Here is a 25,544-nt window from a genome sequence, read left to right on the forward strand (position 1 = left end):
CGATATCCTTATCGATAGAGAAATATACGGCAAGGAAAGTGGGCGGGGCATTTCCCGTATCGTCGCGGCCTGCGGGCCGGAATGTGAATGAGGTTCAAGAAAATGATTGAAATCAACCGTAGTGCATTGGCTCAGTCCCACGTCGCTGGCGGCGCCACGAAAGCGATCAGCTCGGGTTCCCCGGATCCGAAGCCCAGTGCTCCCACGCAGAGCGGTTCGGCCACTTCGGTCATCACGGTCAACGGCAAGACGGTGATCAATCAGTCGGTTACGTTCTGACCGTTCGTCCTGTAGACGAAATAAGCAAGGCGGATCGCATGATCCGCCTTTTTGTTTATTCCGGCATGCAACGCGTTTCGCCCGCCGCGCATCATTCGATGAAGCGCTTTGCCGCTGGATCGCAGCACACAAAAAGCCGCCCGGGGAGGGCGGCGCAACACGTCCGGTCACTAGGTATCCCGGTCTTGCCCCTTGCAGCCCCTGCCGGGATCGGACGCGCATGGAATCGTTAGCAGTATCGCCAAACGGGCATGCCGCATTCAAGCGCCTTGGTGCAGCAAAGAATTTCGCGATGCGCGTTCGGCTATCGAAACGTCCTGACGCGTCGCGCACGGATGCGCGCCAATGCCTGCTTCCCGGCACGCAATCCAACTGAAATCCAACCGGGGTAGGATGTCGGTTCTTTCCTCGAAACCGCGCCGCATCACGCTTCCCCTCATGACCCAAGACCGACACGACCCTCGCCACCCGGACGATAACCGCAAGAAGAATCCAACCCGCGCTGTCAGCGTGTTCATCGTCGTGGTGGTGCTGTTCGTGATCGGCACGATCCTCTTCAATGCGATCCGCGAAAAACGCGAGTTCGATCAGGAAAACGCGCAGCCGTCCGCCACGAGCGACGTGCGTCCGGCCGTGCCCCCGCTCGGCGGTGCGTCGCAATAGCGCGTGTGTTGATTGGCGCCGGTCACACCGGCAGGCGAATCTGCGCGGCGTCCTTGCCGATGAGCGCGGACGCGGTCAGCATCTGCTTGCATTGATGCACGAGCAGCTTGAGGTCGTGCAGCGCGTCGGCGGGAAGCGATTGCGCGCGCTCGGCATCGACGACCATCTTGTCGAGATCGCGCCGCAACGCCTTGAGTGCGTCGGCCTGCGCGGACGGCGCGTCGGGAGCGGGCGGCGAGGGCAGTTCGCCCTCCGCGCCGGCGAGATTCTCGCGGACGACGCCGAAGGTGCGCTGCACCGGCTCGAACGGCTGGCCGCCCGCTTCGTTGAGCGATTGCAGAAGCGGCGTGGCGGCGGTGATCTGCGAGGCGAGCACATGACTCTGCACCAGCAGATCGTTCAATTCGGCGGCGTATTTCTGCTGCGCCTTCGGCTCCAGCATCATGCGCTGGAAGGCCTGCGCGAGATTGGCGAACGCGATGTGCACGTTCTTGCGCGCGAGCCGGTAGCGGAAGTCGCGGTCGAGCGCCGTGGCGGCGACCGTCGCGGCGGCGGACGCGCCCTTGCTCGTCGTGGCCGCCGTGCTTTCGCCGATGCTCACCGAGGACAGGCGTTCAGCCGTCGCGCTTGCGGCTTTCATCGCCGGATCTGCGGCTGGCGCAGGCTCGTTGACCGCTTCGGCGGGGATGGCCACGTTGAGCGCGGAAGCCTCGGCGGTGGCCGACGGCGAGGATGACGCCACCACCACGCCCGCGTTCGCATCGGCGAACACGGCGCGATCGGCCGGGCTTTCCACGGTCGATGAAGAAGCCGCGCGCGCCCTCTCGGGCTGCGAAGCCGTCTTCGCTCTCCACCACCAGCTCGCTTCGAGATAATTGCGCGTTGCGGCGAGCAGATCCTTCACGAGCTTGCCCATCAGGCGATATTCCCAGTACGGGAAGAGGTGACTCGCCGCGATGGCGATCGCGCAGCCGACCACGGTATCGATCGCGCGCTCGCCGATGATCCGCAGGCTGCCCGGCGCGAGCAGATGGAACATCAAGAGCACATACGACGACGTGAACACCACGCTCGCCGCATAGTTGAAGAGCAGCAGGCTGTAGCTCATCACCATCGACGCGAACATCACGACGAGCAGGATATGCGGCTCCTTCACGAAGAGAATCAGCGCGATGGTCACCGCGCAGCCTATCGCCGTGCCGATGATCCGCTGCGTATTGCGTTGCTTGGTGAGCGAATAGCCGGGCTTCAGGATGATGACCGTGGTCATCACGATCCAGTACGCGTTCGTGAGCGGCAACAGACGCCCGAGCCAGAAGCCGATGCCCACCGCGATGGTCACGCGCAGCGCGTGGCGGAAGCTCGGCGAGGCCATCGTGAGATTCGAGAAGATCTGCATGAACGGCACGCGCCGGCTCGAAATGAAGCGCGACAGCGCGTGATCGATCTGCACCTCGGTTTCGATCTGGCCCGCGTCGTCGCGCGTGCGGCGGCGCATCTTGTCGATGAGGCGCGTCGCGCTCCACAGGCGCCTGAAGACGGCCGCCGCCGCCGCGTAAGCCTCGGGATTCTTTTCGGGCAGGCCGTGCTTGCGCATCAGCTCGAGCTCGTATTCGATCGCGCGCAATTCGGCCTTCATGCTGATCTGCCGGCCGGCCGGATGGTTCTGCAGCACGGCTAGGCCGATCTCTTCGAGATCCGCGCTCGCCTTCCTCATCAGGTCGCGATAGAAGATGAGCACGTCCGAGCCCGCGAAGGTCTTTCGCACGAGCGGATAGTCCGTGTGCGCGCCGACGAAGAATTCGTGCAGGTCCACCACGTTGATGAAGAGATTGAAGAGCCGCGCGCGCCGCGCGTTAAGCTTGCCGGTCTTTACTTTCGGCAGATTGCGCAGCACGATGTCGCGCGCCGCTTCCTGCCGCTCGACGGCCGCGATCTGCTTTTCGATCAGCCTGCGATAGCACTCGTCGAGATCGGCGTCGCTGTCGTAGAACTCGGCGCGCGCGAGCAGGTACTCCGCGCAGCTGAAAATGCTTTCGGCCAAGGCCTGCTGCTCGATGCGATACACGAGCAGGTGACTCACGAGCGTCGCCCAGTACGTGTACCAGAGGCCGCCCACGAGAATCCACGATGCGTTGATGAGCGCCTGCAGCGGCGTGAAATGCTCTTCGAGCGTGACGACCATCATGAAGAGCGTCGCGAAGCTGATCTGCGGCCAGCGATTGCCATACACGACGATGAGCGACAGCACGAACGTGAGCGGTACGATGGTCAGCCAGAGCGTCAACGGATGCGCCGTCGCAATGCCGGTGGCGAGCGCCGCGACAAAGCCGATCACCGAGCACGCGAGCATCTCGTTGTGCTTGTGCCGCAGCGGCCCGGGCATGTCGACGACGCACGCGCCGAGCGCGCCGGTTGCGATCGTGAAACCAAGCTCGCGATTGTGAAAGACGATGAGCATCAGCACGGCGGGCAGCGACACGCCCAAAGCGATGCGCAAGCCGCCGAAGAAGTACTGGCTGTAAATGAACTTCCTGATTTCGAACGAATAGCGCATCGACTTCCTGAATTGAAGCTCGTTGTTGTCCTGGGACGAAGGCGAGATCGAGTCTAACTCAACTCACCAGGGCTTCGGACCTCGGCCATTCGGCCAGGTTCTCGGCATCGCGCCTGCTTTGCTATGCTGGCGCCTGAACTTACAAACCTTTTCAAATCGCGCCATTCGAGGCCGCACCGCACGCCGCTTTCCATGCTCGAACTCTTCTATTCGAACCGTCACGAGACGCTCGCCGCCGCGCTCTTCGAGGACCTCGACACGTTCGCCATGCGCGAGGGCGATCCCTTCGCGCGCGAAGCCGTCATCGTGCCGAGCGCGGCCTTGCGGCGGCGGCTCGAGCTCGACATGGCCGAGCGCTTTGGCATCTGTGCGAACGTCGACTTCTGCTATCTCGCGCAGTGGCTATGGGCGCAGATCGGGCGCGTGCTGCCCGTGCCCGCGCATTCGCCGTTCGCGCCCGACCGGCTCGCATGGCGCTGCTACCGGCTCTTCGAAGATCCGTCGTTCGGCGATTCGGCGCGCCTGTCGACGTATCTCCATGCCGCCGACGATTCCATGCGCTACGAGTTCGCGCGCCGCATCGCGACGGTCTTCGATCACTATCTGACCTATCGTCCCGAGTGGCTCACGCACTGGCAGTCGGGCGGCTCGATTCTCGCGGGCAGCGGCGCCGAGATCGATGCGCGCGGCCCGCGCCTCGCGGGCGCGAACGACATCCAGCGCGAGGACGAGCGCTGGCAGGCGGCGCTGTGGCGCGCATTGCTCGCGGATCTTGCGGAACTCGCGCCCGATGCGAACGGCGGCGCGAAAGACCCGACGCCGCCCGCGTACCGCTTTCTCGCCGATGCGCCCGGTCTCGATCTCGACGCCGTGATGCGCGCGCAATGGCCGCGCCGCATCAGCGTGTTCGCGCTGCCGACGATGCCGCCGCTCCACATCGCGCTGTTGCGCGAGCTGTCGCGCTGGATCGACGTGCGCGTCTATGCGCAAAATCCTTGCCGCGAGTTCTGGTTCGATATCGTGAGCGAGGCGCGTGTCGAGCAGCTCGAACTGAAGGGTGAACGGGACTTTCAGGAAGTGGGTCATCCGCTGCTCGCGGAGTGGGGCCGGCAGACGCAGGCGCAACTGCACATGCTGCACGAGCTCACCGAGCGCGCGGCGTCGAGCGAGCGGCAGCTCTTCGAGGACAATCCCGCGCCGACATGGCTCGCGCGCGTGCAGAACGGCATCCTCGCGCTCGATGAAGAGCACGCCGAGCCGCAGCCGGACGCGATCGTCGGGAACGGCATCGAGGTGCATGTGTGCCACAGCCTGTCGCGTCAGCTCGAAGTGCTGCACGACCGCCTGCTCGACTGGTTCGACGAGATCGAAGGCCTGGAGCCGTCGGATGTGCTCGTTGCGTTTCCGGATCTCGCGGTGGCCGGGCCGCTCATCGACGGCATCTTCGGCACCGCGCCCGCGGGCGCGAGCAACGAGCGGCGGCGCATTCCGTATCGCATCACGGGCTTGCCGCCGTCGCAGGCGAATCCCGTCGCGCGCGCGCTCATCGACTGGCTCGCGCTCACCGAGCGCAGCGTCGGCGCGCCGGAGCTCGTCGAATGGCTGCGCGTGGATGCGATAGCGGCGCGTTACGGCATCGACGCCATCGCGCTCGAAACGGCGCAGGCGTGGCTCGCGGCGGCAGGCGCGCGGCGCGGTCTGCGTCCGGACGAAGTCACGGCCGACGATGTGCCCGCCGCGCGCCACACTTTCGCCGATGCGCTCACGCGCCTCTATCTCGGCTACGCGCTGCCGGGCGGCGGCGCGCCGGTGGCCGAATGGCTGCCTATCGAAGGCGCGAACGGCTCGGATGCCGAGCTGCTCGGCCGCCTCACGCGCTTTGTCGACGACATCGACGCGTTCGCCGAACGCATCGCGACGCCGCGCACCGCGCGCGCGTGGGGCGACCTGCTGCTCGATGCGCTCGAGCGCTTCTTCGACGCGGGCGTCGCGTTCACCGATGCCATCGGCGACGTGCGCCGCGCGGTCGATTCGCTCATCCTCGCGATGGACGAAGGCGCGGGCCATACCGAAGTATCGGCCGCCGTGATCCGCACCGCGCTCACCGATACCCTCGACGATCCCGCGCGCGGCGGCGTGCCGTGGGGCGGCGTCACGTTCTCGTCGTTGACGAGCCTGCGCGGCTTGCCGTATCGCGTCGTGTGTCTGCTCGGCATGGACGACGGCATGCTGCCGAGCCTCGCGCGCGCCGACGAGTTCGACCTGATGGCGCGTTTCGGCAAGCTCGGCGACCGCCAGCGGCGCGACGACGAGCGCAATCTGTTCCTCGACCTCCTGCTCGCGGCACGCGACCGGCTGATGATCGCGTACACGGGCCGTAGCATCCGCGACAACGCCGTGCTGCCGCCCGCCGCGCTCATCGACGAATTGCTGGATTATCTGGCGCAGTCCGTCGCGGGCAGGCATGCGGGCCCGGACGAGCTCGAGGAAGCGCGCGCGCGCTTCGTGTTCGAGCATCCGTTGCAGCCTTATGCGCCCGACTATTTTCAGGCGGACGGCAGGCTCTTCACCTTCGAGCCCGAGCGCGCCGAGTTGGCCCGCGCGTTGGAGTCCGGCAAGACGCAGCCCGTTGCGCGATTCTTCGCCGCGCCCTTGCCGCAGGAAGACGACGTGCAGACCGTCGCGTTCGACGACTTCGTGCGCTTCTGGCGCCATCCCGCGCGCGCGCTTCTGCGCGACAGGCTCGGCATCGCGCTCATCGATTCCGAAGCCGAACTCGACGACACCGAGCCGTTCGAACTAGGCTTCGCGGGCCGCGATGCGCTCGCCGCGCGCGTGCTGCCCGCCTTGCTCGATGCCGCGGACGAAGGCGAGCGCGCCGCGCGCGAACGCGCGAGACGCGTCGCGCGCGCGAGTCCCGAAATGCCCGGCGGCGCGACGGGCGGCGTATGGCAGGCACGCGAGCTGCACGCGCTCCATGGACTGGCCGAGCGCGTGCGCGCGTCCACGTCGGCGGGTGTCGAACGCTTGCCGTTTGCGCTGGATCTCACGCCGCGCTGGCCGGATGCCGAAGGCATCGCGCTCTTCGGCATGCACGACGACGCGCTCGCCGACACGCGCCCGATGACGCTCGTCGGCACGCTCAACGCGCTGACGCCGCAAGGCCAGGTGATCTATCGCTACGATGCGCCGCGCGCGCGCGATTACCTGTCCGCGTGGCTCGCGCATCTCGCGTATTGCGCGGCGCTGCCCGACGGGCCGCGCCGCACCGTATGGCATGGGCGCGGCGCGCAATCGGCGGATTTCGAGTTGACGCCCGTCGCCGATCCGCACGCGCACCTTGCCGCGCTCGCGGCGCTCTATCGCGCGGGACGCCGCATGCCGCTCAGGTTCTTTCCGAAGAGCGCGTGGCTCAAGGTGAAGGAGGGCGATGCGAAAGCGCAGGCCGCGTGGGAGTCCGAACGCACGCGCGCCGAATCCGACGATCCGGTGTTTCGCATCGCGTTCCGCGGCGCGGACCTCGCGCTCGACGAGACTTTCGCCGCGCTCGCGCGCATCGTGTTCGAGCCGCTCGTGCAACATCTGCGGAGCGGCGCATGACCAACCTCACAACATCCGTGGGCGGAATCGACGTGCAGGAGCTCGACGTCTTCAATTGCGCGCTCGACGGCGTGAACCAGATCGAGGCATCCGCGGGCACGGGCAAGACCTGGAACATCTGCGCGCTCTATGTGCGTCTGCTGCTCGAAAAGCGGCTTTCGGTCGAGCAGATTCTCGTCGTCACCTTCACGAAGGCCGCGACCGCCGAGCTGCACGAACGCATCCGCTCGCGGCTCGCGGGCGTCGCGCATGCGATCGAAAATGGCGATGCCGCCGGCGATCCGTTCATCGAGCAACTCTTCGAAACCACGCTCGCCGGGATCGACGCCGACGAAGCCGCGAAACGCCTGCGCATCGCGGTATCCACGTTCGATCAGGCCGCGATCCACACGATTCACGCGTTCTGCCAGCGCGCGCTGCAGGAAGCGCCGTTCGCCGCCGCGATGCCGTTCGCGTTCGAGATGGAAGCCGACGACAGCGCGCTGCGCTTCGAACTCGCGGCGGACTTCTGGCGCGAGCGCGTGGAGCCGGTGGCGGCGCGCACGCCGTCGTTCGCGTCGTGGCTCGTCGCGAAGGGCGCGGGCCCGGCATCGCTCGATGCGCAGCTCGCGCGGCGTCTGAAAAAGCCGCTCGCGGCGCTGCGTTTCGGCGATACGGACGCGGCGCAGGCCGCCGACATGCAGGCGCTCTTCGACGAAGCCTGCGCGCTCTGGAACGCCGAGCGCGACACCATCGCGAAGCTGCTCTTCGACGCCGAGGCGATCCTCAACAAGACGACGCACAAGCGCACGATCATCGATGCGGCCATCGACGCGTGGAGCGCGTACTTTGCCGAAGCGGATTGCCATGCGCCGCCGCCCGAAAAGGCGCTCAAGCTCACCGCCACGGCGCTCGCCAAGGGCACGAAGGCGAAGAACACGCCGCCCGCGCACGCCTTCTTCGATCAGGCCGACGCGCTCGCCGCGTCCGCCGCCGCCGCCGAGGCATCGCAGCGCGCGATGTGGCTCGATATCGTGCGCGAATGGCTCGATCACGCGCCCGCCGAACTCGCCGCGAGAAAGCGCGCGCGCCGCGTCGTGTCGTTCGACGATCTGCTCTCGAACCTGCATCACGCGCTCGTGAAACACGCGTGGCTCGCCGAGGCGCTGCGCGCGCGTTATCCGGCCGCGCTCATCGACGAATTCCAGGACACGGACCCGCTGCAATACGCGATCTTCAACCGCGTGTTCGCGCCGCACGGGCCGCTCTTTCTCGTCGGCGATCCGAAGCAGGCGATCTACAGCTTCCGCGCCGCCGACCTGCACACGTATCTCGCCGCGCGCGACGGCGCGAGCGCGCGTTATACGCTCGCGGTCAATCAGCGCTCGACACCGCCTATCATCGAGGCGTGCAACCGCGTGTTCGAAGCGAATCCGGCGGCCTTCATCCTCGATGGGCTCGACTATCAGCCGGTGCGGGCCGGCACGCGCAAGCGCGGGCCGTTCATGGACAACACGCCGGCTGCGGCGTATTCCGACATCGCGGATTTTTGCGTGTGGATGCTGCCGCACGGTGAATCGGCGCTGGTGAAAAGCAATGCGCAGCGCGAGGCCGCCGAAGCGTGCGCCGCCGAAATCGCGCGGCTTCTGCGCGGGGCGCAGCGCGGCGAGGTGACGATCGGCGAAGAGCCGCTTTCCGCGGGCGATATCGCCGTGCTGGTGCAGACGCATCGACAGGGCAGCATCGTGAAGCGCGTGCTCGCGGCGTGGGGCATCGGCAGCGTGGAGCTCGCGCAGGCCTCGGTGTTCGGTTCGCTCGATGCCGAGCAGATCGAGCGCGTGCTCGCCGCTATCGATACGCCCGGCGACTTGCGCCGCCTGCGCGCCGCGCTCGCGACCGACTGGTTCGGCCTCGACGCCGCCGCGCTCTGGCGGCTCGAACACGCGGACGCCGCCGATCCGCACGGCGAGCCGATCGATTCGACGAGCTGGGTCGAGCGCTTCTCGCGCTATCGCACGATCTGGCACGAGCGCGGCTTCGCGGTGATGTGGCGCACGCTCGCGCGCGAGCTGTCGATCGCGACGCGCCTCGTCGCGCGGCCTGATGGCGAGCGCAGGCTCACGAACGTCAATCATCTCGCGGAGCTGTTGCAGGCGCGCTCGGCGGAGCAGCCGGGCATCGCGCCGACGCTGCGCTGGCTCGCCGCGCAACGCGAGCAGCAGGGCGGCGGCGAGGAGGCGCAACTGCGTCTCGAATCCGATCGCAATCTCGTGCAGATCGTGACCGTGCACAAGTCGAAGGGGCTGGAGTACGCGGTCGTGTTCTGCCCGTTCCTGAACGATGGATCCGCGCGGGATGCATCGAAATCGGGCCTGCCCGATGCGCGCGAATATCACGACGATGCGGGCATTGCGGTGCTGCATTACGGCATCGAAGGCGAGGAGGACGATCACGTGAGCGCGGCCATCGCGCGCGAACAGGCGGCCGAGCGCGCGCGCCTCATCTATGTGGCGCTAACGCGGGCGGTGTTCCGGTGCTATGTCGTCGCGGGCTTCTATCTGTCGAACCGGTCGACGAAGGAATCGCGGCGCAGCGTGCTCAACTGGCTCGTCGCGGGCAAGGGTCGCGCGTTCGACGCGTTCTGCGACGAGCCGCCCGAGGAATCCGACATCGTCGCGGCGTGGAACGCGCTCGCGGCACAAGCGAACGGCGCGAACGGCGCGATCGGCGCGATCGGCGCAATCGGTGTTTCGCCGCTGCCGGTGATCGAAGGGCGCGAGCCGCTTGCCGCGCAGGCGGCCAATGAGCATGAAATCGCCGCGCGCACGAATCAGCGCATCCTGCGCGATCGCTGGCGCATGGCGAGCTTCAGTTCGCTGATCGCCGCCGGCGCGCGCGATGAGGCGAATCAGGCGCACCCGGCTGAAGCGCGCCCGGATCACGACGAGCTCGCCGCGCTCAACGACGACACGCGGGCGGAAGCCGCCGCGCGCGACGAATCGCCACTCGCGCACGACGACATCCTCGCGTTCCCGCGCGGCGCGGCGGCGGGCGAATGCCTGCATCGCATGTTCGAGCTCGTGGATTTCACGGAACCGTCGGGGTGGGCCGCTGCCGTCGAGCGCGCGCTGCACGAGCATCCGACGCCCGCGCCCGAGGCGCTCGCACCGCGTCTTCGTCCGATGATGCTGCGTCTGCTCGCCGATACGGTCGGCACGGAAATCGCGCCCGGCATGCAGCTTCGCGATATCGCCATGACGCGCCGCATGAACGAGCTGGAGTTCCTGTTCCCGGCGCAAGCGCTCGATTTCACCGCGTTGCGGCGTGTGCTCGCCGCGCACGGCTTTCCCGACGTCGCGCTCGAGAGCGGCGCGTTGCGCGGATTCATCAAGGGATTCATCGACATGATCGTCGAGCACGACGGCCGCTACTGGATCATCGACTGGAAGTCGAATCATCTGGGCGACACGGTTTCCGACTACGCCGCCGCGCCGCTTGCCGTGGCGATGTCGGAGCACGCGTATCACCTTCAGGCGCTCATTTACGTGGTCGCGCTGCATCGGTACTTGCGCTCGCGCTTGCCCGGTTACGCGTACGACACGCATATCGGCGGCTATCTGTATCTCTTCGTGCGCGGCGTGCGCCCCGACTGGCGCGATGGCGAAGCGGCAAGCGGCGTGCATCGCGGGCGGCCTTCGCTGGAACTGGTCGAAGCGCTCGATCGCCTGATGGCGGGAGTCGCGGCATGAGCACGCCCGATACGCTGGATCGCACGCGCGATGTGCCCGCGCCCGCCGACGAAAGCGCGGCGCTCGCGGAAGGTTTCGCGCGGCGCATGAGTGCGCTCGCCGCGCGCCTCGGCGCGGATGAGCGCGGTGTGCTGTGGGCGGAGCGCGCGTCGCTCGCGATGAGCCGCGCGACCGCGCAAGGCCATGTGTGCCTGCCGCTCGCCGCGCTCGCGCGCCGTCATGGCGAGCGCTTTCACGAGGCGCGCGACGCGCTGCTCGCGAGCGGCGTCGCGTGTCTCGTGCGGGACGATGCACGCGCGGACGCCGCCGATCTGCTGCCGCTCGTCATCGATGAAGACGGGCGGCTCTATCTCGCGCGCTACTTCGACTACGAGCGGCGGCTCGCGCGGGCGCTCGTCGAGCGCTCGCGCGATACGCGCGTGGCGGTCTCGCCGCAGGACATCGCGCGGCAGGCCGAGCGCATCGCGCGCTACTTCGGTCCGCGCGCCGACGACGACATCGACTGGCAGCGCGTCGCCGCATTCGCCACGCTGGCCGGAAGGCTGACGATCGTGAGCGGCGGGCCTGGCACGGGCAAAACGACGACGGTCGTCGGCGTGCTCGCGTGCCTGCTCGACGCCGATCCGGACACGCGCATCGCGCTCGCCGCGCCCACCGGCAAGGCCGCGCAGCGCATGCAGGAGGCGCTCATCGAACGCGCGGACAAGCTGCCGCCCGCGCTCGCGCAACGGCTGCCGCGCACGTCGTTCACCTTGCAGCGGCTTTTGGGCGCGCAGGCGGACGGGCGCTTCCGGCATCATCGCGACAATCCCTTGCCGTATGACGTGATCGTCGTCGACGAAGCTTCGATGATCGACGTCGCGCTCGCCGCGCATCTGCTCGAGGCCATCGCGCCTTCGAGCCGTCTCGTGATGCTCGGCGACAAGGATCAGCTTTCGGCCGTGGAAGCGGGCGCGGTGTTCGCGGAACTGAGCGCGGCGCCGTCATTCAGCAAGGCGGGCGTCGGGCGCATCGCGGCGGCGCTTTCGTTGGACGCGAAACGGCTCGAAGCGGCGCTGCCGCATGCCGAAGCGACGCCGCCCCGTGCGCAAGCGCGCGAAATGAAGCCGCGCCCGGCGAGCGAACCGCAGCTCGGTTTGTTCGATGCCCCGCCCGCCGACGATTCCGAAGGCTACGGCGAGCTTTTCGACACGCTGCCGGAAGACTGGAACGACGCGTCCGCGAAGCATGAGCCCGCGCTTACCGATTGCGTCGTCTGGCTGCAGAAGAACTATCGCTTCGGGCTCGATTCGGACATCGGGCGTCTTTCGATCGCGATCCGCGACGGCGACGAAAAGGCCGCACTCGATGCGCTCGATCCTTCCGGTGAGCGCGCGGCCGTGCTCTTCGACGACGGCGACGCCGCGCTTGCCGAGCGCACGCTCGCGCGTCTCGCCAAAGGCTTCGCGCCGTATGCGCAGGCGCTGTCCGCGGTGCTCGAAGGCGAGGAAGCGGATCACGCGCAACTCTTCGACGCGCTCAATCGCTTCCGCGTGCTCTGTGCGACGCGCAAGGGACCGCGCGGCGTCGATGAAGTGAACGCGCGTATCGCCGCGAAGGTGCGCGAGCAGGCGGGCATCGCGCTCGCGCTCGGCGCGCAGTGGTTCCCGGGGCGGCCGGTGATCGTCACGCGCAACGACTATGCGCTCGGGCTCTTCAACGGCGATATCGGCATCGCGCTGCCGGGCGCGGGCGGCCTCTTGCGCGTCGCGTTCCGCATGGCCGATGGCTCGTTGCGCTACGTGTCGCCTGCCGCGCTGCCGCCGCACGACACCGCGTTCGCGCTGACCGTGCACAAGTCGCAGGGCTCGGAGTTCGAGCACGCGGCGCTCGTGCTGCCCGGCGCGTTCGTGCGCGTGCTCTCGCGCGAACTCGTCTATACGGCGATCACGCGCGCGAAGCGCAGGGTCGAAGTCATCGGCTCGGCGGCGATTTTCGCGCAGGCGGTTCGGGAGCCGACGCGGCGCGATTCCGGGCTCGCCGCGAGAATGCGCCGCCTGGCATGAACCGGGCTTGCGGAATCACATGAAGAAGGAGACGACCGATGACGATAACCGATAGCCTCGCCGTGCCGCCGAACGAAATCGAGCTGACGGCCGTGCGCGCGCAAGGCGCGGGCGGTCAGAACGTCAACAAGGTGTCGAGCGCGATCCATCTGCGCTTCGACATCCGCGCGTCGTCGCTGCCGGAGCACATCAAGACGCGCTTGCTCGCGCTCGCCGACAGCCGCGTCACGCGAGAGGGCGTGATCGTCATCAAGGCGCAGGAGTATCGCACGCAGGACATGAACCGCGCCGCCGCGCTCGCGCGGCTCGACGAGCTGATCCGCAGCGTCTCCGTGACGCGGCGCAAGCGCATCGCGACGAAGCCGACGCGCGCGTCGCAGTTGCGCCGTGTCGAAGGCAAGGTGAAACGCGGCGCGATCAAGGCGGGAAGAGGGCCGGTGCGCGGCGAATAGCGGATCTCTAAAGCGGGCCGTGAAAAGCGTCAGCCTTGCTGCCACTTCGGCGGCACGTCGACGCGCGGCCCGAGGAAATACGATTTGAGCACGTCGCGTCCGATCACGCGGCCGAGCTCGGCGAACGCGCAGTAGTTGCCGATCATCAGAAAAAGAAGAATCTGGATTGCCCAGAATTGCGGCCAGTTGCTGTGCATGATCAGTTCATGCTGCGCCGCGGCTACGTTGTGCGTCTCGTTCCAGAACTCGAACAGACGTTCGAGATAGTGAAGAATGCCGGCCACGATCGTGTAGATCAGTGTTTTCCATCCCGCGTTCCAGATGAGCGGACGATCCGGATAGCGATTGATGAATGGCAGCATGTTGGCGATCAGCACCGCCTTGCCGAAAATCAGCGACGAGACGATCACCGAGACGGAAGTCGGCAGCGAAATGCCGGTGCCTTTCACCATCAGCGCGCGAATGATGACGACGGCATGCAGCAGGATGAAGAAGAAAACGGTGGGCGGGACCATCTTCATCAACTCGTGCTTGAGTTTGGCGAAGGAAACTCCCATATCGGCTCCCGACGCAAAAATGCGAAGGATTAAGCGGCATCGCGAGGCGCGCAACGCGCGTCCAAACAATTTCACGGATGCGCCCGGAGCCGGCGGCTTTGTCGCAGGAAGTCTAGTTCATGGCGCGAGCTTGCGCCGTCCGAAGAAGGGTACGCGTTTCACCACGCCCGTTGCGAGCGCCGTGCCCGCGAGCACGATCGCGCAGCCCGCCATCATCGCGGGCGCCACGTGCTCGCCGAGAAAGAGCGCGCCCCACAGAATGCCGAAGAGCGGGATGACGAAGGTCACGGTCATCGCGCGCGCGGGGCCGGCTACCGCGACCAGATGGAAGTAGATGAAGTAAGCGATGCCCGTGCAGCCGATGCCGAGCGCGAGCACCGCGCCCCACGCGTGCGCCGAAACGGGCGCAGCGGGCCACGTGAGGAACGCGATCGGCGCGAGCGTCAGCGTCGCGCCGATCATGCTGCCGGCGGCGTTGGTCATCGCGTCGACGTCCATCAGATACTTCTTCGCGAAGTTGCCCGCGACGCCGTAGAGCGCCGACGCCGCAAGCGCCGCGGCCGCTGCGAGCAGGCCTTGCACGGGCAGCGCGGCGTCGTGTCCCGCGTGATCGGGCGCGATCTGGTTCCACACCAGCACGAGCACGCCCGCGAAGCCGATCGCCATGCCGATCGTGCGGGTGGCCGTCAGGCGGTCGCGCAGCCACAGATACGCGACGAGCGCGCCGAAGAGCGGCGTCGTCGCGTTGATGACGGAGGTTGCGCCGGCCGAAAGCGTCAGTTCGGCGTAGGCGAAAAGGCAGAACGGCGCGGCCGAATTCAGGATGCCGACAACGAGCAACTGCGGCCAGCGCGAGCGCAGCGTCGCCGCGGTGCCGGCGATCGAACGGCGCGCGAGCAGCATCGCGACGAGAAACACGGCGCCGATGCCCACGCGCAAGGCCATCAGCGGCGCGACGCCGAACTCGGCTACGCCCACGCGGATGAAGAGAAACGATGCGCCCCACAGGGCGGCGAGCACAATCAGTTGCAGCAGGTTGGCGGGCGGCATGGCGAGCGGATTTCGTGATGCTGATCAAAAGTCCGCGCATGTTAGCACCGCGCGCGTATCGAAAATACGCCCGCTGAATGGAACAGCAAGAAGCGGGAACTCAATGCGGCGGAATCACCCACGTCAGCACGTTCTGCTGCAGCCACACGAGCACGCCGAGCAGGACCGTGAGGAAGATCGAATGCCAGAACGTGCGCGCGAAGACCAAGCCTTCCTTGCCCTTCAACTCGGTCGTCGCCACGCCGGTCGAGATGTTCTGCGGGGAGATCATCTTGCCCATCACGCCACCGGACGAATTCGTGGCGGCCATCAGCACCGGGTTGAGATTGAGCTGGTTCGCCGCGACCACCTGCAGATTGCCGAAGAGCGCGTTGCCCGAGGTATCGCTGCCGGAGAGGAACACCGCCACCCAGCCGAGGAACGCGGACACGAGCGGGAAAAACGCCCCGACCGACGCGACGCCGAGACCCAGCGTGTAGTTCATGCCCGAGTAGCTCATCAGATACGCGAGGCCGACGATGGTCGCGACCGTCAGAATGGCGATGCGCGTCTGCACCCACGTATCGGCAATCGCGGCGCCATAGTCGCGCGCGGGCAGCTTCACAATGAGCGCGGTGACGATCGACGCGACCAGGATCGCCGTGCCGGTCGCGAGCGGCTGGAAGTCCCAGATCGCGCCGTAGGGCTGGTTGTAGAGCGTGATGTACACGGCCTTGTCGAGGCCCGGCCACGCGACCTTGACGTCGCCGATCATGAAGATCTTGAGCACGGTCCAGACGATCACGACCACCGAGACGACGATCCACGGCAGCCAGCCCTGGCCGCCGGGAATCGCCGAGTGCGTTTCGCCGAGGCGTTCGACGTTCACCGCGAAGCGCTCGTCCGCGACGGGCTTCCACACGCGCAGGAACGCGATCGTCAGGATCAGCGAGACGAGCGACGACAGCACGTCGGTCAGCGCATAGCTGATGAAGTTCGACGTCACGAACTGCGTGAGCGCGAACGCGCCGCCCGAGACGAGCAGCACCGGCCAGACGCGCATCATGTTGCGAAAGCCCGCATAGATGCCGATCACGTAGAACGGCAGGAAGAACGCGAAGAGCGGCAACTGGCGGCCGACCATTTTCGCGAGGGCGTCGGTCGGCAGGTGGGTAACGGCGCCGAGCACGGTGATCGGCACGCCGAGCGCGCCGAACGCGACCGGCGCCGTGTTGAAGATCAGCGTGAAAGTGAGCGCTTCCAGCGTCGGGAAGCCGAGCAGGATCAGAAGCGAGCTCGTGATCGCTATCGGCGTGCCGAAACCCGAGATGCCTTCCAGCAGCGCGCCGAATGAAAAACCGATCACGACCAGCACGATGCGCCGGTCGTTCGGCAGGTTGTCGACCATCCACAGGCGAAACGCTTCGAAGCGCCCCGAGCGCTGCGCGACGTTATAGAGCAGGATGGCCGCGAACACGATCCACATGACCGGCCACAACGCGAAGACGGCGCCGGCCGCGACCGAATCGAGCGCGAGCCCGACCGGAAAGTGCCAGCCCGCCACCGCGATGATCAGCGCGAGGATCAGCCCCGCGAGCGACGCCTGCCACGCGGGGCGGCGCGCCCAGCCGAGCAGCACGAGCACCAGGACGATCGGCAGCGCGGCGACGACGAAGGACACGAACAGGGAATGGGCGATCGGAGTGAGCAGCTGGTGGAACATCGGAGCTCCTTTCTGATGTCATGAGCGGAAGCGGCGATGGATGACGCCGCGGTGCGCGCGGAGCTCGATGTTCGGCAGCAGGCAACCGGAAACTTAAGCAAACGCATAACGCGCACCCTAAGAATAGGGCGCGAACGGCGTGCGTCAAGGCGTGAATGCCCGTTCATTGCGGCACGGGCGTGGCGCATGGATTCGACTGGCGCGCCGAGCGTGGCGCGTCGTCGATGGCGAAAGGGAAGAGGCGCGGGCGGTTCAGCCTTCGGCGACGGCTCCCGGCGTTCTATCTTCCCGGCCGGCGGGCGGCGTCTGGCGGAAAACCCACACGGTCAACAGGCCGAGCGAGGCGAGCATCCACAGCAGGAAAAACACGAAGGCCATCATGTCCGAATCCCCCGATACGGAAAGTGCGCGGAAGAGCCGCGCGAAGTCGCAACATTGGTCGCCGTTGCAAAGCGGTAAATGGGGGAACCATGTAGCCAGAATTGTGCCAATCGTCTGGCGAAATGCGCCGAGGCCTTGTCGGAAAAGGAAAGTGTCCGGGCGCACAGTTGCGTTTTCGCGAGCAAACGGCCGCGCCGGACAGAAAATGTTGCAGCAGTGTTACGCGACCGCGGTTGAAACCCGTTTCTGTCTCATCCGATGTAACGCGGCGCGGCCCGCTCAGTGCCCGTGGCCGCCGCCTCCGCCATGCCAGCCGCCGCCACCGCCTTGCCAACTGCTGCCGCCGCCATGCCATCCGCCACCGCCGCCATGCCAGCCGCCGCCATGCCAGCCGTGTCCCCAGCAGCAGCCGCTGCCGCCCCAATAGCCGAAGCTGAACGAAACCGCCGGATAACCGTAGCCGTAATACGGGTAGCCGTAATAGGCCGGGTAAGCAGCGTAGGGCGGGTAATACGGATAAGGATACGGATAGGTCTGGTAGTAGCCGGTATAAGGCGAGCCGACCGCGTACTCGTACTGGGGCGGAAGTGTCGCGGGCGACGTGGCGATGGCTGGGGCACCCGACGCGGGCACGGTGAATTCCCGCTGGGTATATGTCGTATCGACGACCGGATAGGGCGGATAGGGCGGATAGCCGTAAGGGTAGTAGCAGCCGCCGAGAAGAAGCCCGACGGCGAGCGCGATGATGGCCGTTTTGGGTCCGGGAATACCGCAGGCGGAAATCATGATGCTGCTCCTTGCGTTACGGCTGTCCGGACTCTTGGATCGGATGGGTCGAGAGCGGGTCCGTTAAGAGCAGCTTAGTCGAACGGTGGCACTATTCACGACGGGTGTGTGACAAAGCATCAAATCGTGGGTTTATGTAACAAATTTGAAACAGCGGGCGAGCGGAGCGGCGAAGTAAGTCTGCTTCGCCGCCGAAAGCGAGTTCGCTACTTGCCGATCTGATTGCCGATAACGCCGCCGACCGCCGCGCCGCCCAAGGTCGAAAGCGCGCTGCCGCCGATCGCGGCCCCGCCCGCCGCGCCCACGCCGGCGCCGATGGCGGTATCCCGTTGACGCGTGGTCATGTCGCCGCAAGCGGTCAGTCCTCCCAGGAACGCAACGACCATTGCGGCGGCGCCGATCTGTTTGATGTTTTTCATGTCGACTCTCCAATTCGATGACGAGATGAATCGGCTGCGGTTCGACCGCGGCTGCCAGAAGCGCGGTGCGACCGTTTCGGCGTTGGCCAATAGGGCGCCACGTTTTTCGCCGGTTCATTCACATCGTCAGCAGAAAGAGTGCCCGATTCGTCCGATAAGCGCGCTCAGCCAGCTCCGACAAGGCTTTGCGCCCGATCGGCACGAAAAAAAAGCCTGCCGCACGCACCGTGCGACAGGCTTTTGTCAGCCAAGGCCAAGCATCAAGTCGGCTGGTAGATTTCCGCGCCTTTCTTCACGAACTCGATCGCCTTCGTCTCCATGCCCTTCGCGAGCGCCTCGTTTTCGCTCACGCCCTGCTTCGCCGCGAAGTCGCGCACGTCCTGCGTGATCTTCATCGAGCAGAAGTGCGGGCCGCACATCGAGCAGAAATGAGCGACCTTGGCGGAATCCTTCGGCAGCGTTTCGTCGTGGAATTCGCGCGCCTTGTCCGGATCGAGGCCGAGGTTGAACTGGTCTTCCCAGCGGAACTCGAAACGCGCCTTGGAGAGCGCGTTGTCGCGCACCTGCGCGCCCGGATGGCCCTTCGCCAGATCGGCCGCGTGCGCCGCGAGCTTGTACGTGATGATGCCTTCCTTCACGTCGTCCTTGTTCGGCAGGCCGAGGTGCTCCTTCGGCGTCACGTAGCAGAGCATCGCGGTGCCGAACCAGCCGATCATCGCGGCGCCGATGCCCGACGTGATGTGGTCGTAGCCCGGCGCGATGTCGGTCGTCAGCGGCCCGAGCGTATAGAACGGCGCTTCGTCGCACCATTCCAGCTGCAGGTCCATGTTCTCCTTGATGAGCTGCATCGGCACGTGGCCGGGGCCTTCGATCATCACCTGCACGTCGTGCTTCCACGCGATCTGCGTGAGCTCGCCGAGCGTCTTCAGTTCGCCGAGCTGCGCTTCGTCGTTGGCGTCGTAGATGGAGCCGGGGCGCAGGCCGTCGCCGAGCGAGAACGAGACATCGTATTGCTTCATGATTTCGCAGATGTCTTCGAAGTGCTCGTAGATGAAGCTTTCCTTGTGATGCGCGAGGCACCACTTCGCCATGATCGAGCCGCCGCGCGACACGATGCCCGTCATGCGGTTCGCCGTCAGCGGCACGTATTGCAGACGCACGCCCGCGTGGATCGTGAAGTAGTCGACGCCTTGCTCGGCCTGCTCGATGAGCGTGTCGCGGAAGATTTCCCACGTCAGGTCTTCGGCCTTGCCGTTCACCTTTTCGAGCGCCTGATAGATCGGCACCGTGCCGATGGGCACCGGCGAATTGCGGATGATCCACTCGCGCGTTTCGTGGATGTGCTTGCCGGTCGAGAGATCCATGACCGTGTCGCCGCCCCAGCGGATCGCCCAGGTCATCTTGTCGACTTCCTCGCCGATGGACGACGTCACCGCCGAATTGCCGATGTTCGCGTTGATTTTCACGAGGAAGTTGCGGCCGATGATCATCGGTTCGCTTTCCGGGTGATTGATGTTCGCGGGGATGATCGCGCGGCCGCGCGCCACTTCCTCGCGCACGAACTCGGGCGTGATCTCCTTCAGCGCGTCCTTGCCGAACGCGGCGGCGCCGAACGCCTGGCCGGGATGCTGGCGGCCCATCATCGCCGCGAGCTTTTCGCCATTCGGGCCGCTGGCCTTGAGGCTTTCGAGATACTCGGCACGGCGCTGGTTCTCGCGGATCGCGATGTACTCCATTTCCGGCGTGATGATGCCTTGCCGCGCGTAGTGCATCTGCGAGACGTTCTTGCCCGCGATCGCGCGGCGCGGCTTGCGGTGCAGGCCGGGAAAGCGCAGTTCTGCGGTTTTCGCGTCGGCGGCGCGCTCGCGGCCGAATTCGCTGGAAAGACCCGCGAGTTCCTCCGTGTCGCCGCGCTTCTCGATCCACGCGCCGCGCAGCGCGGGCAGCCCCGAGCGGATGTCGATCTTCGCATCCGGGTCCGTGTACGGGCCGGACGTGTCGTAGACAAAGACGGGCGGATTCTTCTCGCCGCCGAAGCCGTCGGGGGTGTCGGACTGCGTGATCTCGCGCATCGGAACGCGAATGTCGGGCGTCGAGCCTTCGACATAGACCTTGCGCGAATTCGGCAGCGGCGCGATGGCGGCGGCGTCGACGACGGCGTTCTCGGACAGGAACTTCGGGTTGGCATTCATGTGCTGTCTCTCCTGTGTCGACATACAGAGTAGTAGTGGGACCGTTATATCCGGGCCCGACGCGAACGAACGCCGTCGAGCTCGGCTGATTCAGGAGCTAAACAGGGAGGAACGAGATGGAAAGGTACGGGTTCTGAAGAAGTGGCCGGATGCTGCAAGCCGTGGAACCCGAACGCTTCCCTGCGCTGGCATTATCCAGATCAGGTTCAAAGGGTATTTCTCACCCACGCCACACGAAGCGATCCAGTTCGATGAAAGCCGATTGGATCGCGATGTGCAACGCAGGACCCCCGCGTTAGCAGCCGCCACATTACACCGCGGCGTGGTGTCTTGGCAACCATTCGCGAAATCCTTCTATCGTGCATCGGCGCTTACTGCATAATGTCGGGCGCCGCGGCTTTCCGGGTTTTCCCCGAGAGAGGGTGCGGTCCGTCCTCGCGCAATCGCACTTCTCCGTTCCGCCATGTCGTTCAGTCTGGTATCTGCCGCAGCGTCTTTCCCGGTCTTTCTCGCAGTCGTCCGGCACGCAGCCGTCGCGGAGTAATGCATGTCCGCTCTTCCGCCGCCGCGTTTGCCGTTCAGCTTTCCCGACCGTTTTCCGTTTCGCGCGCCGCGCTCCTTCAAAGGGCAGGTCGCGCTTGCGCTCGCGGTCGTTTATCTCGTGTGGGGATCGACGTATCTCGGCATCCATCTCTCGCTCGAGTCGTTTCCGCCGCTCATGCTCGGCGGTCTGCGCAACCTGTTCGCCGGCATCGGGCTGTTCGCTATCGCCGTGCATCGCAAGGCGGTGTGGCCCAGCGCGCGGGAAATTCGTAACGCGGCCATCGTCGGCACTTTGCTGGAGGGCCTGTCGAGCGGGATGATGGCCTACGGCATGCGCACGGTGGGAACCGGCACGGCCGCCGTGATGGTGGCGACCGTGCCGCTCTTCGCGACGATCTTCACCGCGCTCGCGGGGCGCAGCGTCGCGAAGGGCGAATGGTTCGCGGTGGCGCTGGGCCTTATCGGTATCGTGCTGCTGAATCACGGCGATCCTTCGCCGAGTTCCACTTTCGGCACGCTCGCCATCCTGTGCGCCGCGATTTTCTGGGCGGGCGGCGCGCATCTGGCGACGCGTTTGCCGCAACCTTCCGATCTGCTGATGTCGACATCCCTGCAGATCGGGCTCGGCGGCCTGATCGCGACGGGCATCGCGCTGTTGTCGGGCGAGCGGCTCACGCAGGTGAGCGCGGGAGCGGGGCTGTCGTTCGTGTATCTCGTGGTGATCGGTTCGATGGCCGCCTACGTCGCCTATAACTTTCTGATCCGCAACACGAGCACGATCGTCGCGACGAGCTGCCTGTACGTGAATCCGGTCGTCGCGGTGCTGCTCGGCGCGGCGCTGCTCGGCGAAATCATCACGCAATGGACCGTCATCGCGACGGTCGTCATTCTGCTTTCCGTCGGGCTTTCCTTCTGGTTCGACTATCGGCGGCGCGGGCTCGCCTAAGCGCCTTCGTTGTAAAAGCGGTATCCGCATGACGGCGGCCTGCATCGTTCGATGCAGTGCCGCCGCGCGCTTTTTCCACATCCCGAGCGATTCCTCTAACGAATTCAGAAGCCTTGCCGCGCAAGGCTCGGCGGCACGCGCCTGGATTTATCGCACCGTATCGGGGCATGGTCATTGCTGAACGCAGGCACCCGAATCGGCGGCGCCTCGGCGTCGGTCGATCGGGCCAGAAAGCAAAAGAACCAGGGTCGGCGAACGAAGCGCGCGAAGTGATGCGCACGTCCGGTCGTCCGGACCCGGATAACGAGGTGTCGATCCAAAACCAAGGAAGGTGGAATCATGAAGCTCATCCGCACCGCTGCCGCGCTCGCCGCTGTCGCCTCGTTGCTCTCCGCTTGCGGCGGAAGCTCCGATGACGTGGGCAAGGAAATCGGCGTCACCCAGCCGCAGGTCCATTTCATTCACGCGATCCCGAGCGGCCCGAACGTCGACTTCTACGACAACGGCAAGATCCTGCAGCCGAATCTCGCCTACAAGACGGTGACCAACTTCGCGAACATCGACACCGGCCAGCACAACTTCTCCTATGCGGCCATCAACACGACGACGCAGCTCGCCACCGACACGAGCATCAACAACGCGGCGAAGGGGCATGAGTACACGGTGATCGCGCTGCCGGACGCGGGCTTCGTGCCGTCGATCGCGGTGATCGATGACCCGTTCGACAAGGGGCTGCTGTCGGGCAGCGCGCGCGTGCGGGCGTTCAACGCGTCGACGAATGCGCCGAATCTCGACATCTATCTCGTCGCGCCGGGGACGAACATCGCGGGCGTCAGCCCGACGATGGCGGGCGTCGCCTACAAGAACGCGGTGCCCGCGACGACGCAGGATTCGATCTACGTTTCGGGCGGCACGTATCAACTGATCGCGACGCTGCCGGGCTCGAAGACGCCGGTGTACAGGTCGGCGTCGTTCGATCTCGTCAACAACGCGGACTGGCTCGTGACGACGCTGCCTTCGGGGAACGCGGCCTCGCAAATCGTGCCGGAGAAGATCCGCGTGCTGGTGGCGCAGGGCGGCAACACGCAGCAGCCGGCGCTGGAGTTGCCTGATACGCAGTGAGGGCAGAGCGCCTTACGAAGCGAAGCCCGGCCGTGTGCATCGGCCGGGTATTTTCCGATCGGGATGGCACTCAGGAGTCTCGGGGCTGGAAGATAATCGAATGTAGTAAGGATGCCATAAGATCGCAGATCAGTCTTTCCAAAGAAAACAGCATGTGTGGCCTTCCGCTCCGCGACACCGATGTACTTCCCGAAGCAGCATAAAAAGGCCCGCAAGAGCGGGCCCTGAAAGCCGCGAGTCACGGAGACCAAAGACGAAAAGAAAACCGTGCGCGGTTTGACGCGACTTCATGCTCGAGAATCGCGCCGATTGTCAGTATAGGGTGTGCTTCGCAACGACGCATAAGATTTTCATTCGCATTTGTGGAGGAGTAAGCGAAAGGTGCTTACTGACCTGCGGCGTTATGCGCGGCCTTGATAGCGGCGTCACGTTCCTTTTTCGCCGCCGCTTTCTTTTGATCAAACACCTTCTGGGCGGCAGCGACTTTTTGCTCATAGGTACGGTTCGCCGCCGCTACTTGTTGATGCATTCTCACTAATGGGTCAGCGTGACTAGCAGCGTCTGGCGAGCTAGCTCCCGCATCGCCTTGTGCTCTTGCGGCAGTAGCAGGAAGAAATGAAAGCGCCAAAGTGAGTATCGCGATAACTAGTCTCTTCATCACACTCTCCTGAATACTCCGGCGAAAGAACATGAGGGGCGCCCGGATAGCTCGGCTATCAACGGCCGCCTCCCTCCGTGCTTAAACGATAGATAACTTTCGGCAGTCTGCCAGTCGCGGCAGTCTATTCAAATCTTCAGCCGTGAAACCTTGGTTCCTTGCAGCGAAAGATCACCCATGATGCCCGCATTAGTAAGCACGATGGCTTCGACGGGCGCATTCGCCGTGGCTGTATCTATTGCCTTGTTGGCGCCGGTCTTCATGACCGCAACGGACGCGTCGGCACCAGCGGTCCAGCCTTTATCCGAAGTGCGGAATTTGTCGAGCGCTTCCTGTGTCATGAATAGAAAGATGAGAGCCTTCGACTGAGCTCCGGCAAGCAGCCCAAACGACGCCGCCGTCGTGCTGTAATAGCCGACCGTGGTTCCGCCCACGCGCAAGGCGCCATCGCCATGCTGGCCGCCGATAATCAGCCCCGCCTCGACCACGGAAGGAAAGACGAGCACGCCCTTCGCCTTCTGGGTCAGCTCACGAGAACCAGGCACCGTCGAGTACAGTTTCGTGAGCGTCGCATCGACCTCCGTATCGATCGACTTACGTTTCGCCATGTCCGGTTCACCGCTGGTTGAACAACCCGCAAGAGTGAAGCCTCCCAACGCAAGCACAGCGGACGCACGAACAAAGTTTCTTCTTTGCATGTTGCTCTCCATAGTGGTTGCTCTCTCGATGTTGCCTGGATGCTTTTTTAATCCGGCCAGGCTCTTCGTGAAGACAGTGTATGCACGGCCAAGGACAAGCCCAAGGTAAAGCCCGGAAAAGGCCTTGAGTTCGCATTGGATGAAAGCACCGCTGCAAATGAAGATTTGCACGATGAATGAGATAACTTTCTCTGCTTGCCTATCGATAAATCAATAGCCCAAGAAGGCAGTCGCTTCGATACGTGTCTTTACGTAGAGAACAGCAGCACACCGACATCGGGTCTGGGTTGCTTAATCGTTTACGGAGTTCATGCTGGCGGCTGTTATCAAATGGCATTGAGAGCTTTCCCGATATGCAATCAGGAGATTCCAGGTGGATGAACGCGAGTCATGGGTGTTCGTCCGGCCAATACGTCGTGGAAAATCACGCGTTTTCTGCCTATATTCCAAACGAAGCCGAACGGCTGCCCGCCGCACTGCACGAATCGTGAACGTGTCTGCTTTTGAAGCCGATGCGCGGGGCAGCTTTCTGAAAATAAATCCGATCGTCCGGACTCCATGAACGTACAAGTAGCGCAGTGACGATCCCACGAGCAAGGCAGACCGGGTTCCAGGCCGGTGAAGTAGCGGTTCATCCGGCGAGGCGGCAAAAGCCAACGAAAAAGGTAGTTCGTATGAAGGGGCGATAGCCGTTGGACCCGGGGTGTGGCTCTATCAGCTTACCGACAAAGGTCTGGCGGTGGAGCTCACGGCTAAAGGAACCAAGTACTACAAGGACGATGATCTGAATGGCTGAACCAAACCAGAGGAGGTTAATACCGACATGAAGTATCCATTAGTCGCATCCGTGCTGGCACTCGCCGCTTGCGCGGCACCCCCATCGGGGAATCTTCAATCCGTCGGTCAGAGTCAGAATTCGCCAAGCGCGGTAGCGCGATGCATCGCAACGAAGTGGGCGAACGCGTCTGGTCAGACCGTCTATATGCAATACGAACTTGCCGGCGATCGCGCTTTCAACGTCTTCGTACCGGGCCAGCAACCGCCGAACGGTGCAGCCGCCCTGGTGCGCCCGGCCACGGGCGGTCCAGGTTCATCGGTTAGTTTCCGGGGCGATGGCGGAAGCGCCGCAAGCTCGGTGGGCACGTGCCTGTAAATCCGTTGCCGAA

At 65.0% G+C, this 25,544-nt stretch carries 19 protein-coding genes and 1 riboswitch; of the genes, 9 read left to right on the forward strand and 10 right to left on the reverse strand.

The window, feature by feature from the left end; translation table 11 throughout:
- The first annotated feature begins 87 nt into the window (after positions 1 to 87).
- Both AC1Z32_RS18625 and AC1Z32_RS18630 read left to right on the forward strand, forming a co-directional pair.
- Positions 88 to 279: a hypothetical protein gene (locus AC1Z32_RS18625; protein ID WP_483479999.1), complete on the forward strand. Its 192-nt coding sequence runs from the start codon at positions 88 to 90 to the stop codon at positions 277 to 279.
- Between the two features lie 438 nt (positions 280 to 717).
- Positions 718 to 942, forward strand: coding sequence for a hypothetical protein (locus tag AC1Z32_RS18630; protein ID WP_483480000.1), 225 nt, complete (start codon positions 718 to 720; stop codon positions 940 to 942).
- 22 nt (positions 943 to 964) lie between these two features.
- Here AC1Z32_RS18630 and AC1Z32_RS18635 read toward each other — a convergent pair whose 3' ends face one another.
- Positions 965 to 3,499 (reverse strand): FUSC family protein, encoded by a 2,535-nt coding sequence (locus tag AC1Z32_RS18635; RefSeq protein ID WP_483480001.1) that lies wholly within the window; start codon positions 3,497 to 3,499, stop codon positions 965 to 967.
- Between the two features lie 192 nt (positions 3,500 to 3,691).
- Here AC1Z32_RS18635 and recC point away from each other — a divergent pair, with 192 nt between their 5' ends.
- The 4 genes from recC to arfB are packed head-to-tail and all read left to right on the forward strand — an operon-like array spanning position 3,692 to position 13,324.
- A complete protein-coding gene (gene recC, locus AC1Z32_RS18640) occupies positions 3,692 to 7,099 on the forward strand; it encodes an exodeoxyribonuclease V subunit gamma (RefSeq protein ID WP_483480002.1) in 3,408 nt (1,135 codons plus the stop codon).
- The gene (gene recB / locus AC1Z32_RS18645; RefSeq protein WP_483480003.1) at positions 7,096 to 10,827 is read left to right on the forward strand and encodes an exodeoxyribonuclease V subunit beta; all 3,732 of its coding nucleotides are present in this window, start codon (positions 7,096 to 7,098) and stop codon (positions 10,825 to 10,827) included. The genes recC and recB overlap by 4 nt, the downstream gene beginning before the upstream one ends.
- Positions 10,824 to 12,872 carry an AAA family ATPase gene (locus tag AC1Z32_RS18650; RefSeq protein ID WP_483480004.1) on the forward strand — a complete coding sequence of 683 codons (2,049 nt, stop codon included), beginning with the start codon at positions 10,824 to 10,826 and terminating at the stop codon, positions 12,870 to 12,872. The genes recB and AC1Z32_RS18650 overlap by 4 nt, the downstream gene beginning before the upstream one ends.
- A gap of 38 nt (positions 12,873 to 12,910) precedes the next feature.
- Positions 12,911 to 13,324, forward strand: coding sequence for an alternative ribosome rescue aminoacyl-tRNA hydrolase ArfB (gene arfB, locus AC1Z32_RS18655; protein WP_483480005.1), 414 nt, complete (start codon positions 12,911 to 12,913; stop codon positions 13,322 to 13,324).
- Positions 13,325 to 13,353: 29 nt separating this feature from the next.
- On the opposite strand, the gene AC1Z32_RS18660 is transcribed toward arfB, so the two are convergent.
- The 7 genes from AC1Z32_RS18660 to thiC all read right to left on the reverse strand — a co-directional run bounded on the left by AC1Z32_RS18660 (position 13,354) and on the right by thiC (position 20,411).
- On the reverse strand, positions 13,354 to 13,881 hold the full coding sequence (locus tag AC1Z32_RS18660) for a hypothetical protein (RefSeq protein ID WP_483480006.1): 528 nt from the start codon (positions 13,879 to 13,881) through the stop codon (positions 13,354 to 13,356).
- Between the two features lie 117 nt (positions 13,882 to 13,998).
- Entirely contained in the window at positions 13,999 to 14,931 is a 933-nt protein-coding gene (locus tag AC1Z32_RS18665) for a DMT family transporter (RefSeq protein ID WP_483480007.1), read from the reverse strand.
- A gap of 100 nt (positions 14,932 to 15,031) precedes the next feature.
- Positions 15,032 to 16,633, reverse strand: a complete 1,602-nt coding sequence (locus tag AC1Z32_RS18670) for an L-lactate permease (protein WP_483480008.1) — start codon at positions 16,631 to 16,633, stop codon at positions 15,032 to 15,034.
- Positions 16,634 to 16,885: 252 nt separating this feature from the next.
- Positions 16,886 to 17,014 carry a hypothetical protein gene (locus AC1Z32_RS18675; protein ID WP_483480009.1) on the reverse strand — a complete coding sequence of 43 codons (129 nt, stop codon included), beginning with the start codon at positions 17,012 to 17,014 and terminating at the stop codon, positions 16,886 to 16,888.
- 279 nt (positions 17,015 to 17,293) lie between these two features.
- Positions 17,294 to 17,800, reverse strand: a complete 507-nt coding sequence (locus AC1Z32_RS18680) for a hypothetical protein (RefSeq protein ID WP_483480010.1) — start codon at positions 17,798 to 17,800, stop codon at positions 17,294 to 17,296.
- 206 nt (positions 17,801 to 18,006) lie between these two features.
- Positions 18,007 to 18,186, reverse strand: a complete 180-nt coding sequence (locus tag AC1Z32_RS18685; RefSeq protein ID WP_374729448.1) for a glycine zipper 2TM domain-containing protein — start codon at positions 18,184 to 18,186, stop codon at positions 18,007 to 18,009.
- A 293-nt stretch (positions 18,187 to 18,479) separates the two neighbouring features.
- Complete coding sequence (thiC, locus tag AC1Z32_RS18690; protein ID WP_483480011.1) at positions 18,480 to 20,411, reverse strand: phosphomethylpyrimidine synthase ThiC; 1,932 nt, start codon at positions 20,409 to 20,411, stop codon at positions 18,480 to 18,482.
- 159 nt (positions 20,412 to 20,570) lie between these two features.
- Positions 20,571 to 20,713: riboswitch (TPP riboswitch) on the reverse strand.
- Positions 20,714 to 20,958: 245 nt separating this feature from the next.
- Here thiC and AC1Z32_RS18695 point away from each other — a divergent pair.
- On the forward strand, positions 20,959 to 21,900 hold the full coding sequence (locus AC1Z32_RS18695; protein ID WP_483480012.1) for an EamA family transporter: 942 nt from the start codon (positions 20,959 to 20,961) through the stop codon (positions 21,898 to 21,900).
- Between the two features lie 339 nt (positions 21,901 to 22,239).
- Positions 22,240 to 23,022: a DUF4397 domain-containing protein gene (locus AC1Z32_RS18700; RefSeq protein ID WP_483480013.1), complete on the forward strand. Its 783-nt coding sequence runs from the start codon at positions 22,240 to 22,242 to the stop codon at positions 23,020 to 23,022.
- A 385-nt stretch (positions 23,023 to 23,407) separates the two neighbouring features.
- Here the strand turns inward: AC1Z32_RS18700 and AC1Z32_RS18705 are convergent, their stop codons facing one another.
- Both AC1Z32_RS18705 and AC1Z32_RS18710 read right to left on the reverse strand, forming a co-directional pair.
- A complete protein-coding gene (locus AC1Z32_RS18705; RefSeq protein WP_483480014.1) occupies positions 23,408 to 23,680 on the reverse strand; it encodes a hypothetical protein in 273 nt (90 codons plus the stop codon).
- 128 nt (positions 23,681 to 23,808) lie between these two features.
- Positions 23,809 to 24,378 (reverse strand): BPSL1445 family SYLF domain-containing lipoprotein, encoded by a 570-nt coding sequence (locus AC1Z32_RS18710; protein ID WP_483481677.1) that lies wholly within the window; start codon positions 24,376 to 24,378, stop codon positions 23,809 to 23,811.
- 823 nt (positions 24,379 to 25,201) lie between these two features.
- On the opposite strand from AC1Z32_RS18710, the gene AC1Z32_RS18715 reads away from it, so the two are divergent.
- On the forward strand, positions 25,202 to 25,531 hold the full coding sequence (locus tag AC1Z32_RS18715; RefSeq protein WP_483480015.1) for a hypothetical protein: 330 nt from the start codon (positions 25,202 to 25,204) through the stop codon (positions 25,529 to 25,531).
- Positions 25,532 to 25,544: the final 13 nt, after the last annotated feature.

This window comes from Caballeronia sp. 11_S32 (assembly GCF_056930355.1).